This is a genomic window from Paraburkholderia sp. GAS334, assembly GCF_050436625.1.
Lineage (GTDB): Bacteria > Pseudomonadota > Gammaproteobacteria > Burkholderiales > Burkholderiaceae > Paraburkholderia.
The window spans coordinates 93553-106668 of the sequence record NZ_JBNDMO010000017.1; the positions used below are offsets into that span (position 1 = coordinate 93553).

11 protein-coding genes are annotated in these 13116 nt (G+C 63.5%); 1 reads left to right on the forward strand and 10 read right to left on the reverse strand.

Going from position 1 to position 13116, the window contains the following annotated elements; translation table 11 throughout:
• Positions 1–70: 70 nt before the first annotated feature.
• The 6 genes from P3T21_RS26265 to P3T21_RS26290 all read right to left on the reverse strand — a co-directional run bounded on the left by P3T21_RS26265 (position 71) and on the right by P3T21_RS26290 (position 7222).
• Complete coding sequence (locus P3T21_RS26265; protein WP_429258887.1) at positions 71–334, reverse strand: hypothetical protein; 264 nt, start codon at positions 332–334, stop codon at positions 71–73.
• Between the two features lie 61 nt (positions 335–395).
• On the reverse strand, positions 396–1052 hold the full coding sequence (locus P3T21_RS26270) for a sarcosine oxidase subunit gamma (RefSeq protein ID WP_429258888.1): 657 nt from the start codon (positions 1050–1052) through the stop codon (positions 396–398).
• Positions 1042–4044 (reverse strand): sarcosine oxidase subunit alpha family protein, encoded by a 3003-nt coding sequence (locus tag P3T21_RS26275; RefSeq protein WP_429258889.1) that lies wholly within the window; start codon positions 4042–4044, stop codon positions 1042–1044. Before P3T21_RS26275 ends, P3T21_RS26270 begins: the two co-directional genes overlap by 11 nt.
• On the reverse strand, positions 4041–4340 hold the full coding sequence (locus tag P3T21_RS26280; protein WP_429258890.1) for a sarcosine oxidase subunit delta: 300 nt from the start codon (positions 4338–4340) through the stop codon (positions 4041–4043). The genes P3T21_RS26275 and P3T21_RS26280 overlap by 4 nt, the downstream gene beginning before the upstream one ends.
• Before the next feature lie 205 nt (positions 4341–4545).
• Positions 4546–5790: a sarcosine oxidase subunit beta family protein gene (locus P3T21_RS26285; RefSeq protein ID WP_429258891.1), complete on the reverse strand. Its 1245-nt coding sequence runs from the start codon at positions 5788–5790 to the stop codon at positions 4546–4548.
• A gap of 37 nt (positions 5791–5827) precedes the next feature.
• Positions 5828–7222, reverse strand: coding sequence for an L-serine ammonia-lyase (locus P3T21_RS26290; protein ID WP_429258892.1), 1395 nt, complete (start codon positions 7220–7222; stop codon positions 5828–5830).
• A 352-nt stretch (positions 7223–7574) separates the two neighbouring features.
• Here P3T21_RS26290 and P3T21_RS26295 point away from each other — a divergent pair, with 352 nt between their 5' ends.
• A complete protein-coding gene (locus P3T21_RS26295) occupies positions 7575–8657 on the forward strand; it encodes a GlxA family transcriptional regulator (RefSeq protein WP_429258893.1) in 1083 nt (360 codons plus the stop codon).
• Positions 8658–8717: 60 nt separating this feature from the next.
• Here the strand turns inward: P3T21_RS26295 and P3T21_RS26300 are convergent, their stop codons facing one another.
• From P3T21_RS26300 to P3T21_RS26315, 4 genes are all read right to left on the reverse strand, one after another.
• Entirely contained in the window at positions 8718–9653 is a 936-nt protein-coding gene (locus tag P3T21_RS26300) for a choline ABC transporter substrate-binding protein (RefSeq protein WP_429258894.1), read from the reverse strand.
• A 63-nt stretch (positions 9654–9716) separates the two neighbouring features.
• Positions 9717–10715: a GlxA family transcriptional regulator gene (locus P3T21_RS26305; protein ID WP_429258895.1), complete on the reverse strand. Its 999-nt coding sequence runs from the start codon at positions 10713–10715 to the stop codon at positions 9717–9719.
• A gap of 7 nt (positions 10716–10722) precedes the next feature.
• Positions 10723–11625, reverse strand: a complete 903-nt coding sequence (choW, locus tag P3T21_RS26310; protein WP_429258896.1) for a choline ABC transporter permease subunit — start codon at positions 11623–11625, stop codon at positions 10723–10725.
• Positions 11618–12799, reverse strand: coding sequence for a quaternary amine ABC transporter ATP-binding protein (locus P3T21_RS26315; RefSeq protein WP_429258897.1), 1182 nt, complete (start codon positions 12797–12799; stop codon positions 11618–11620). Before P3T21_RS26315 ends, choW begins: the two co-directional genes overlap by 8 nt.
• Positions 12800–13116: the final 317 nt, after the last annotated feature.

Here is a 13116-nt window from a genome sequence, read left to right on the forward strand (position 1 = left end):
TGGCCGTCGCGCCCGACAGATGGAATTCGCTCTTGATCGAGGCGCAGCCGCCCAGTCGCAAAAGCGAGCTTTACGGTCGCAGCCGTGCGCGCGCGGCGCCGGCAATGCGCGCAAGCGCCTCCGCGCTCAGCCGTGCGGCGATCTTCTGCACGTAGTCGTGATGTCGCGGCTGCAGTTCGGCGCCGAGTTGCTGCGCGAGCAGATAACGGATTAGCGCGATCCGCCGGTGCCGCAACACGATGCTCTGATCGAGTAACGCGAGCGCGGCGTGCGCATCGCCTTGATGGCACGCGCGCTCGGTGAGGCGCGCGGTGGTCAGACGTGTCGACGTCATGTCGGTCACAAGCAGGAAAAGTGCGAAGCGAGCGATGCGGCGTGGCACCGCTCGCGGCGCGTCACGACATCAGCGGCTCGGCCGCGTCGAGCATGATTTTCACGAAATAGTCCGCGAAGCTGCGGCGCACAACGATGTCGAAGCTATCCGAACCGGTGGGCAACAGCGTGATCGAAGCCTTGAAATAGTGGCTTTGCGCGCACTGTCCGGCGGCGAACAACTGCGGATGCAGATCGAGCGGGCAGCCGCGCGCCAGCACTTCACGCGTGCGCGTGCCGCTGATGTCGAGCACGGTATAGCCGCTGCCGATATCCACCGCCGACGCGAACACGCCCGCAAACGCGGCGCCGAGTTTCGCCTGCAGCGGCGCGGTACGCGTGGCGTCGTGCGCCGTGGCCGAGCGTACCAGCCACTCGTCGGGGCCCAGCCACATCATGTCGTAACCGTTGCCTTGCGCCGTCGTGTTGGGCTTTTCCGGCGGACGGCAGCCGAGCACGCTTTCCACTGCACGCATGAACGCGGCGTCGCGCGTATCGCCCCGCACGTTCACCAGTTCCAGAAACGGCCGCTCGCTCAGGCGAAACGCGGACGATGCTGTTGCCTGATGCTTCTTCAGCAACGCGTCCGCACCGACCAGCGGAGACTCCTGCCACACACCGGTTTGCTTGCCGACAGCGCGATCGACCATCGACGGCGTCCCTGTTGTTTCATTCCACATGTTGACGTGCTCCTTCGCTGTCGTAGAACACCGAACTGGTGATTCTGGCCGCGATCTGCTTGCCGCCCGCGAGCGGAATCGTGACGGTTTCGCCGATCTTGTCGAGTCCGCCCTTCACCACCGCCATCGCAATCGAGCGCTTCAGGATCGGGCTGTAATAGCTCGACGTGACATGACCGAGCATCGGCGCAGTGTCGCCCTGGAAGGGACCGGCGACGATCTGCGAGCCTTCGGGGATCACGAACGACGGATCGTCCGGCAGCAGCCCGACCAGTTGCTTGCGCCCTGCCTTCGCGGTGTCGCTCCGTGTCAGCGAGCGCTTGCCGAGAAAGTCTTTCGACTTCGCGACGAGTCCGCCCATGCCGAGATCGTACGGCGTCATCGAGCCGTCCGTATCCTGACCGACGATGATGTAGCCCTTCTCAGCGCGTAGCACGTGCATGGTTTCGGTGCCGTACGGCGTGATGTCGAACTCCGCGCCAGCGGCCATCAGCGCTTCCCACACCGCGCGTCCGACGTTTGCGGGCACGTTCACTTCATAGGCGAGTTCACCCGAGAAGCTGATTCGCATCACGCGCGAGGCCGCACCGGCCACCGTGCCTTCGCGATAGCTCATGAATGGGAACGCCGCGTTCGCGAAGTCAATGTCGTGGCAGACCTTCTGCAACACCTTGCGGCTGTTCGGACCGACCACCGCGAACGTCGCCCAGTGATCCGTGACGGACGCGAGCCGCACGCGCATGTCCGGCCATTCGGTTTGCAGCCAGCGCTCGAGCCAGGTCAGCACGCGCGCCGCGCCGCCGGTGGTGGTCGTCATCATGTAGTGCTGGTCGGCGAGGCGCACCGTGACACCGTCGTCGAAGATCATGCCGTTTTCGTCGAGCATCAGACCGTAGCGGCACTTGCCGACCTCGAGCTTGCTCCAGGGATTCGTATAGACCCAGTTCAGCAGCTTCGCCGAATCGGGGCCCTGAATGTCGATCTTGCCGAGCGTGGAGGCGTCGAGAATACCGACGCTCGTGCGCACCGCGAGCGATTCGCGCGCGACCGCCGCGTGCATGTCCTCGCCCGGCTTCGGGTAGTACCACGGACGCTTCCAGTTGCCGACATCCTCGAACGCCGCGCCGTTTTCGACGTGCCATTCGTGCACCGCCGTCTTGCGCACCGGATCGAGAAACTCGCCAAGCTCGCGGCCGGCGAACGTGCCGAACGTGACCGGTGTGTAGTTCGGGCGGAAGGTGGTCGTGCCGGTTTCCGGAATCGTTTTGCCGAGCGCCTGCGCGAGGATCGCCATGCCGTTGATGTTGCCGAGCTTGCCTTGATCGGTGCCGAAGCCCATTGCCGTGTAGCGCTTCACGTGCTCGACCGATTCGAAGCCTTCGCGCGCGGCGAGGAAAATGTCCGCCGCTGACACGTCGTTCTGGAAGTCGACGAATTGCTTCGGTCCTCGCGCGGCGAGTTCGCGGCCACCGACCAGCCACAGCGGCTGCATCTTCGCCTCGGCAATGTCGGCGACCTGCACCGGATCCGGCGGCGCGGCAATATGCCCGGCAGCGCGCGCCGCCTCGACGCCGGCATCGACGGCAAAGCGAATGCCTTGACCGAGCGTGAAGTCGCCCGCGCACGCGCCGACGCTGGTTTCCGCCTGCATCGCCTTGCCCGGCACGAAACAGGCCTTGTCGTCATGCCAGTGCGCCTTGCCGCCCGACTGCGCGAACAGATGCAGCACCGGGCTCCAGCCGCCGGACATCGCGAGCAGATCGCACGGGAGATCGCCCTGCTTCGCACCGGGCTGCCCATTCGAATACGACGCCAGCTCGACCGACGCCACGCGCAGCTTGCCGTGCGCCGCCGTGACGACCACGCCGCTCATGACCTTGACGCCATAGCGCCGCGCCAGCACCGGCAGCGTGCCCTTCGACTCCGCCGCGCGCGGATCGACCACCGTCACCTGTGCACCGGCCGCCTTGAGGTCCAGCGCACATTGATAGCCGTCGTCGTTGTTCGTAAACACGACCGCATTGCGACCCGGCAGCACTGCATAGCGATGCAGATACGTCGACACCGCCGAGGCCAGCATCACGCCCGGCAGATCGTTGTTGCCGAACACGATCGGCCGTTCATGCGCACCGGTGGCGAGAATCACGCGTTTCGCGCGGATCTTCCACATCAACTCGCGCGTGCCCTTGCGTTGCGACACCGGCAGATGCTCGGTGAGCCGCTGCGTAACTGTCACGAGGTTGTGGTCCTGATAGCCGAATGCCGTGCTGCGGCACAAAATCTTCACATCCGGCATCTGCCGCAACGCGTCCTCGATCTTGTGCACCCATTGCAGCGCGGACTTGCCGTCGATCTCCGCGCGGCACGACAGCAGCGAGCCGCCAGGTTCCGGCTGATCGTCGACCAGCGTCACGCGCGCTCCGGAGAGCGCCGCCGCGTGCGCCGCTGCCAGGCCGGTCGGGCCGGCGCCGATCACCAGCACGTCGCAATGCGCAAAGCACTTGTCGTAGCGGTCCGCGTCCTTCTCTTCGGGCGCCGTGCCGAGACCGGCCGCGTCGCGGATCATTTCCTCATACTTCGGCCAGAACTTGCGCGGCCACATGAACGTCTTGTAGTAGAAGCCCGCCGGAATGAACCGTGCGATCTTCTGATTGACCGCCATGCGGTCTTTCTCGATGTTCGGCTTCGCGTTCACGCTGGTCGCAACGAGCCCCTGATACAACTCGACTTCGGTCGCACGCGCATTCGGCACGGTGTAGGCGCCGGTTTCGAGTTGCACGACCGCATTCGGCTCTTCCACGCCCGCCGTGACGATGCCGCGCGGCCGGTGATATTTCCAGCTGCGTGCGACGAAGTGCACGCCGTTCGCGAGCAGCGCGGAAGCCAGCGTGTCGCCCTGATAACCCTGATACTTGCGGCCGTTGAACGTGAAGTTCAGCACGATCGCGCGGTTGATGCGCCCGCCGCTGGGCAGTCGGTCTTTCTGGCTCATGCTGTCTTGCCCTCATTGCTATCCATCGCGAGCAGCGGACGCTCAAACGTCTCGTAGCCCTGAATCTCGTAGCTCACCGTGTCGCGCTGCGCCTTGAACCAGCGGCGGCACCCCTGCGTGTGCAGCCATTGCTCGCGATGCACGCCGCGCGGATTCTTGCGCATGAAGAGGTAGTCGCCCCATTCCTTGTCGGTGAGCTTTTCGGTGTCGAGCGGACGCGCGATATCCGCTTCGCCGCCGCAGGAAAATTCGGTTTCGGCACGTGGTCCACACCACGGGCATTCGATCAGCAGCATCTGTGTTCTCCTTTGTCGACCAGAGTTGGCGCTTTAGCGCCTTACTCTGGTCCCATGCAACTTGTTGCGGTCGACCAGAGTTGGCGCTTTAGCTGTCGATCAGAGTCCGCGCTTTAGCGCGCTACTCTGATCCCATGCAAAGCTCTTACTCTGGTCCCATGCAAAGCACTTCTGGTCCCATGCAACGCGTTGCGGTGCGTGAATGTTAGTGAGCGACGGCGGCGGCGCCGTGCTCGTCGATCAGGTGGCCGGTGTAGAAACGATCCAGCGAGAACGGCGCGTTCAGCGGATGCGGTTCATCCTTTGCGATCGTATGCGCGTAGGCCCAACCCGAACCCGGCGTCGCCTTGAAACCGCCTGTGCCCCAGCCGCAATTGAAATAAAGTCCCTTCACGTCGGTCTTGCCGATGATCGGGCACGCATCCGGCGACACGTCGACGATGCCGCCCCACTGCCGGTTCATCCGCACGCGCGAGAACACCGGGAACATCTCGACGATCGCCTCCAGCGTGCCTTCGATGATCTGAAAACTGCCGCGCTGCCCGAAGCCGGTGTATTGATCGACGCCCGCGCCGATCACCAGATCGCCCTTGTCCGACTGGCTGATATACGCGTGCACTGCATTCGACATCACCACCGTGTTGACGACCGGCTTGATCGGCTCAGACACCAATGCCTGCAACGGATGGCTTTCGAGCGGCAACCGCACGCCGGCCATGTCGGCGAGCGTCGATGTGTTGCCCGCCGCGACAATCGCGACCTTCTTCGCCTTGATGAAACCCTTCGTGGTGTCCACGCCGGTCACCTGGCTGCCGTCGCGGCGAATGCCGACGACCTGGCAGTTCTGCACGATATCGACGCCGGCCTGGTCCGCGCCGCGCGCAAAGCCCCATGCCACCGCATCGTGCCGCGCCACGCCGCCGCGCCGCTGGATCGACGCGCCGAGCACCGGATAGCGGCTATTCAGGTTGATGGTCGGCTCGATTTCCTTGATCTGCCCGGGCGTGAGAAATTCGGCATCGACGCCGTTCAGCCGGTTCGCATTCACGCGCCGTTCGGTATCGCGCACGTCCTGCAACGTGTGCGCGAGATTCATCACGCCGCGCTGACTGAACATCACGTTGTAGTTGAGATCTTGCGAAAGACCTTCCCACAGCTTCATCGCTTTCTCGTACAACGCGGCCGATTCGTCCCACAGATAATTCGAACGCACGATGGTCGTGTTGCGCGCCGTGTTGCCGCCGCCGATCCACCCTTTCTCCAGCACGGCGATATTGCGCACGCCGTGCTCTTTCGCGAGGTAATACGCGGTGGCGAGTCCATGCCCGCCGCCGCCGACGATCACGACATCGTATTCACGTTTCGGCTCGGGGCTCTTCCACTGCCGCTCCCAGTTCTCGTGATACGACATCCCGTTGCGCAACAGGCTGAATATCGAATAGCGGCTCATCGTCGGTCCTTGTCAGTACTTTTGCTTCGTAAGTCGTTCAGCACTCGATGACGTTCACGGCCAGCCCGCCGCGCGACGTCTCCTTGTATTTCGTCTTCATGTCCGCGCCAGTTTCGCGCATCGTCTTGATCACGTTGTCGAGCGACACGTAGTGCTGGCCGTCGCCCTTCATCGCCATGCGCGCAGCGTTCAGCGCCTTGATCGCGCCCATCGCATTGCGTTCGATGCAGGGAATCTGCACGAGTCCGCCGACCGGGTCGCAGGTCATACCGAGGTTATGCTCCATGCCGATTTCGGCGGCGTTCTCCACTTGCGCCGGCGTGCCGCCCATCACGGCCGCGAGCGCCGCGGCGGCCATCGAGCACGCAACGCCCACTTCGCCCTGGCAACCCACTTCGGCGCTCGAGATCGACGCGGTTTCCTTGTAGATGATGCCGATCGCGGCGGCGGTCAGCAGGAAGGTGACGATGCCGGCGTCGTTCGATGCGTGCATGAACTTCACGTAGTAGTGCAGCACGGCGGGAATCACGCCGGCCGCGCCGTTCGTGGGCGCCGTGACGACGCGCCCGCCCGCGGCGTTCTCTTCGTTGACGGCCATGGCGTAGAGGTTGACCCAGTCGAGCATCGACAGCGGATCGCGCAACGACTCTTCCGAGCGCGAGCGCAATTGCTCGCACAGATCAGCGGCGCGGCGCTTTACGTGCATCGGGCCGGGTAGTTCACCTCGCGCCTCGCAGCCGCGTTCGACGCAGGCGGACATCGTGCGCCAGATCGCCAGCAGCCCTTCGCGCACTTCCTGTTCGGTGCGCGATGCGCATTCGTTGCGCAGCGTCACCTGCGCGATCGACAGGCCGGTTTCGCGGCACACGCGCATCAGATCGTCGCCGGTGCGAAACGGGTACGGTGCGTCGGCGCCGGCGCGCAGGCCATTCACGCGATCGCCTTCGCGATTGACGACGAAGCCGCCGCCGATCGAGTAATACTCCTTCTCCACCAGCAGCTGGCCGTTTTCGTCGAAAGCCTGAAAGCGCATGCCGTTCGGATGCACGATGTTCGAGCCCGGCGCGCCCGGCATCAGCTTGCGGAAGAAACCGAGGTGTTCGCGCTCGTCGAATCGGACCGCATGCCTGCCGAGCAGCACGAGCTGCTTCGTTTCGCGGATCGCCCGCAGGCGCGGCTGGATGACGTCCGGATCGATCAGATCGGGCAGATTGCCTTCGAGGCCAAGCAGCACCGCCTTATCCGTGCCGTGCCCCTTGCCGGTCGCGCCGAGTGAGCCGTACAGTTCGGCCTTCACGCGGCGTACGAAGCCGAGCAGGTTGGCGTCTTCGATATGCGAGGCGAAGCGGCAAGCGGCGACCATTGGCCCGACGGTGTGCGAGCTCGAAGGACCGATACCGATCTTGAACAGATCGAAGACGCTAACGTTCATGACGTGCCTTATGCGTTGCGATGCTGGGGTTTGGGGGGCTTTGCCCGGTATGACCTGTACTTGCCCCCATTGCACCAAACGTCAATCTGGACCGATAGAATAAAAACGGCATCACGGTGGGATAGTGGCGTCAAACTGCGCGTCCGCAAAGCGCGGCGGCGGATTTGCGAAGACTTCTGACGCATTTGCGACAGGCGCGTGGAACGCTACTGGCGATGCTGGGGCACGATTGCCATGGCGCATTGCGCGGTGTGCTTCCGCAGCCGGATTCGACGGCCAGATTCCGTGGCCAGATTCCACGCCGACCACGAGTGCTATGCTTGATTCACCCCTTTCCTTGCCGGCTGTGTGCATGAATTCCGCTGAACCGCATCCCCTTCGATTCATCGACGGCACGTCGAAGCAGCGCATCCGCTTCGGCATCGTTCTGCTGCCGAACTTCACGCTGACAGCGTTCTCGGGTTTCGTCGATCTGTTACGCCTGTCCGCGGACGAAGGCGATTTCAGCAAGCCCGTACGCTGTTCGTGGAGCGTGGTAGGGGAAACCCTTGCGCCGGTGCGCGCGAGTTGCGGCATCCAGATCACGCCGTGGGAAACCTTCGATCGCGCGGAGCCGTTCGACTATGTCGTCGTGGTCGGCGGCCTGCTGCATTCGGGACCGGCGGCCAGCGACGCGACGCTCGCGTTCATCCGCCGCGCCGCCGCTACCGAAGCGACGCTGGTCGGCATGTGCACGGGTGTGTTTTCACTGATGCGCGCGGGCGTGCTGGACGGCCACCGTATTTGCGTGAGCTGGTTTCATTACTGGGATTTCATCGAGCGCTTTCCGTCGGTGAATGAAGAAGCGCTGGTCGCGGACCGGTTGTTCGTGATCGACCGCCGGCGCATTACGTGTTCCGGCGGACGCGCGTCGATCGACGTCGCCGCCGCGATTCTGCTACGCCACTTCGAAGCCGCCACGGTGCAAAAGGCGCTGCGCATTCTGCTGGTCGACGACATGCAGAAGGGCAACGCGCCGCAGCCGCATCCACCTGGTCTCGCGCCCGCCGCGCATCCGAAGGTGAAGCGGGCGATTCTGCTGATGGAACAGCACGTGGGCCGTTCGCTGTCGCTCGATGAACTGGCGCGCAGGCTGGATCTCTCTGCGCGTCAACTCGAGCGGCTCTTCAAGGCGCAAACCGGCAAGGCGCCGCAGGCTTACGCGAAGCAGGTGCGTTTGCGGACGGCCGCGTGGCTGCTGACAAGCTCGGATAAGACGGTCGCGGATATCGCGTCGAGTTGCGGCTTTTCCGACGCATCGCATCTGGGGCGCGAATTCCGCAAGCAATTCGGCCTGCCGCCGATGATGTACCGCGAGCAACGCGGCACAGCGGCCGAAGCGGAAGACGGCGCCGGGTATGACGAAACCTTTCCGGGCCGGGCTCAGGCGATCTGAACCCGGCTTTCACGCGGTTTGCGCCGCTCGATCCGATCGAGCGGCGCGAGGGTCAAACCATCACTTCCCTGCCACGTACGCCTTGACCGCCGGCAAGCCGTCGTTGCCGTCGAAGGTCTTCACACCCGCGAGCCACTTGTCCAGCACCGCCGGGTTCGCCTTCAGCCATGCGCGCGCGGCCTTGTTCGGATCGGTCTTGTTCATGATCGGCAGCATCACGTGGTTCTCGATATCGGTCGTGAACTGCAGGTTCGACACCAGCTTCGCAACGTTCGGGCAGCGCGCCGAGTAGTCGCTCGGCGTGACCGTCAGCACTTTCGCTTCGCCATAGTTCGCGCCGAACACATCGTCGCCGCCAGACAGATAATCGATCTTCATCTGCACGTTCATCGGATGCGGTTCCCAGCCGAGGAACACAATCGGCTTCTTGTCGCGGACCGCGCGATTCACTTCGACCAGCATGCCCGCCTCGCTCGATTCCACCAGTTTGAACTTGCCGAGGCCGTACTGGTTGGTGTCGATCATCTTCTTGATCAGCGCATTGCCGTCGTTGCCCGGCTCGATGCCGTAGATCTTCCCGTCGAGCCTGTCATAGTTCTTCGCGATGTCGGCAAATGATTTGATGCCCGCCTGGTACGCATAGTCCGGCACGGCCAGCGTGTATTTCGCGCCGGTCAGATTCGGCGTGGGCAGCACGGCAAGCTGGCCGGATTTCCTGAACGGGTCGATCATCGGGTCCATGGTCGGCGACCAGTAGCCGAGGAACACGTCGATCTGTTTGCTCTTCACGCCCGCAAACGTGATCGGCACCGAGGCGATCGTCTTGGTCGGCTTGTAGCCGAGCCCTTCCAGTACGATCGACGCGAGGCCGGTGGTGGCCGCGATATCGGTCCAGCCGACGTCGGCAAACCGGACGTCCCGGCAGGTGGCGGGTTCTGCTGCGAAAACAGACGATACCGATAGCGCGCACAACGACGCGGCCCATAAACGTTTCATGGCGCTCCCTCTGAGTGATTGATGCTGGACTGGTTTTGTTACGCGCATTTGCTACGCGTTTCTTTACGCCGATAAGCGCCGTTCGACGCTCGGAGCGTGGCCGAACTGCGCGCGATAAGCCTTGCTGAAATGACACGGCGAATGAAAACCGCACACCGCCGTCACGCGCGCAATCGACGCGTCGGTATTGCGCAGCAGTTCGCGCGCGAGACGCAAACGCAGAGTCAGGTAATAGTGCGTCGGCGACACGTTCAGGAACATCTTGAACATGCGCTGCAAATGCCGTTGCGACAGATTGACGAGCCGCGCGAGTTCATCGAGCGATAACGGCTCTTCGATATTCGCTTCCATCAGCCGCACCACTTCGACCAGCTCCCCGCGCGTGAAGCCGACCCGCGCATCGACGGGAATGTGCTGATAATCGGTCGAACCGCGAATCCGCTCGACGACGAATTGTTCCGACACTTGCGCCGCAAGCGCGCGGCCGAGGCGCATGCCGACCAGGTTGAGCATCAGATCGAGCGGCGCGGTGCCGCCGGTACAGGTCAACCGATCGCGGTCGATCACGAACAGTTCGTCGGCAAAACGCACGTGCGGGTAGCGCTTGTGCAGCGGCGACATGTCTTCCCAATGCACCGTACAGCGATAACCGTCGAGCAGATTCGCGGCTAGCAGCGCGTACGGACCGGTGCAGATGCCGCCGAGTGGAATGCCTTTGGACGCGACATCCTGCAGCAGCGCAATCACTGTAGCGTCGACGTAATCGCTGACGTGCCAGCCAGCGCAGACGAACAGCACATCCGGCATGCCGGCTTCGGCGAGCGTCGCGGTGGGCTTCACGGTAATGCCATTGCTGGCGCGCGCCGGTTCGCCATTCGGCGTGATCACCGACCACCTGTAATGTTGCGCGCGGCTCACGTAGTTCGCCATGCGAAGCACTTCGACCGCGCTCGTGAACGCGATCATCGAAAAATTCGGCAGCGTCAGAAAGCCGAAGTGCGTGAGCCCGGACAGCGGCGATTCGGCCGGGGTTTCGACAGGGACGATCGCGTCGCGCTTCATGGGCGGCTCAGCCGTGCTGCGTCGCCGGCGCGCGGCGCACCTTCATCACGCTGCGCAGGCCCGACAGCAGCGGCGCGCGCGCCATGCCCGGCGACCGGCCGAAGCTCTCCGTGATGCGGTCCAGAATGATCGCGAGCATCACCACCGAGAGGCCGCTTTCGAAACCGAGCCCGATGTCGAGCCGCTGAATACTCGCCAGCACGTCGTTGCCGAGACCGCCCGCTCCGACCATTGACGCGATGATCACCATCGAGAGCGCCATCATGATCGTCTGGTTCACGCCGGTCATGATCGACGGCAGCGCGTTCGGGAATTGCACCTTGTAGAGCAATTGCCACGGCGTGCAACCGAACGCCTGCCCTGCTTCGACGATTTCGCGGTTCACGTGCTTGATGCCGAGCGACGTGAGGCGCACCGCGGGCGGCATCGCGAAGATCACCGTGGAGAGAATCCCCGGCACACGGCCAAGGCCGAACAGCATCGCGGCCGGAATCAGGTAGACGAACGCGGGCATGGTCTGCATCAGATCGAGCACCGGGCGCACCACCATCTCGACGGTGCGGCTCTTCGCGGTCCAGATGCCGAGCGGCACACCGAGCAACAGGCTGATCAGGGTCGACGACAACGTGAGACCGAGCGTGATCACCATCTGATCCCAGAAGCCGGTGCCGTAGATCAGTAGCATCGAAAGCAGCGTGAACAACGCGAACCGCCAGCCCACTCGCCACAAACCGATGCCGACGAAAAATGCCATCAGCGCCCACATCGGCACCGTCTGCAAGCCATGCTCGATCAAGGCGGCAAAACTCTCGATGACCTTGCCGATGGAATCGAAGGTTTGCGCGTCGTGATCGAGCAGGTAATGAACACCGTGGTCGACCCAGGTGCCGAGCGGAATGATTTCAGACATGGGAACCTCGATGGCGCGTCAGGACATTGAGCACGTTCGTCTTGTTGACCGAACCGCAGTAGGAGCCGTCCGCCTCGACGACCGGCAGCGGCGCGCGGCTCGCCACCACGCGTTGCACGACGTCGTCGAGCGGCGTGGTGCGGCGGATGCATTCGACGTCGTTGAGCTGCGGCGACGCGCCGCCCGTCACATCGCGGCATACGAAGCCGCGGATCTTGCGCTCGCTGTCAAGCACGAACGCGTAGTCGGCGCTGCCGTTCAGCGTCGCCGCGACGCTCGATGCGTCGATCTGCGTCATGTGCGAGTGCATCAGCGGCACGGCATCAGTCTGCATCAGATCGCCGGCCGTCAGATAGCGGCTGGTGTCAATACCTTCGAAAAACGCGCGCACGTAATCGTCGGCGGGATTCGTGATGATTTCCTGCGGCGTGCCGATCTGCACCACCTTGCCGCCTTCCATGATCGCGATCCGCGTGCCGATCCGCATCGCTTCTTCCAGATCGTGCGAGACGAACAGGATCGTGCGCTGCTGCTCGCGTTGCAGATCGAGCAGCACGTTCTGCATTTCCTTGCGCTTGAGCGGATCGAGCGCGGAGAACGCTTCGTCCATGATCATCAGCGATGGATTGACCGCCAGCGCCCGCGCGAGCCCGACGCGCTGCTGCATGCCGCCCGACAACTGCGCCGGCAGCTTTTCGGCGAACGGCGCGAGGCCGACCTGCTCCAGCACGGTCATCGCGCGCCGCTCGCGCTCCTTCTTGCCGACGCCCGCCACTTCGAGCCCGAACGCCGCGTTCGACAGCACGCTGCGTTGCGGCATCAGCGCGAACGACTGGAACACCATGCTCATGTCCTTGCGGCGCAGCGCCGTCAATTCCGGGCGCGGCACGCTGGCCACATCGCGGCCGTCGATCAGCACCTTGCCGGCCGTCGGCTCGACGAGGCGATTGATCAGGCGGATCAACGTCGACTTGCCAGAGCCCGACAGGCCCATCAGCACGAAGATCTCGCCTTCCTTGACTTCGAAGGAGACGTTATGGACGCCGACGATCTGACCGGTGCGCGCGAACACTTCCTCTTTCGTTGCGCCGCCTGCCAGCATGCCGATCGCCTGTTTCGGGTTGGTGCCGAATACCTTGCACAGCCCTTCGACCACGACCTTGGGGGAATTCATCGAATACTCTCCTAGCGTGGCGGACGTGCGTCCGCGCTGTGCATACATAGTTGCCAGAAAAAAGTACGCCTAGCCGACGAATTGCGACAGGCACATGTGGAAATGCGACACGGCTTGTGCCAGGACGCCGGCCGATGGCGGCAGAAGCCTTGCTGGACAAGGGTTTGGCGGGTGTTGGCCGACGTAGCCGGGCGTGTCGCCCGCGTGCAGGTGAAGCACGTATTGAGGAAGAAACCGCGGCCTGGAAGGCGTCGCGGCCACCCGATGAAGTAAAAACCGGACGGTTTCGGAAGTAAGTTTGTACTACAACGCCGCAG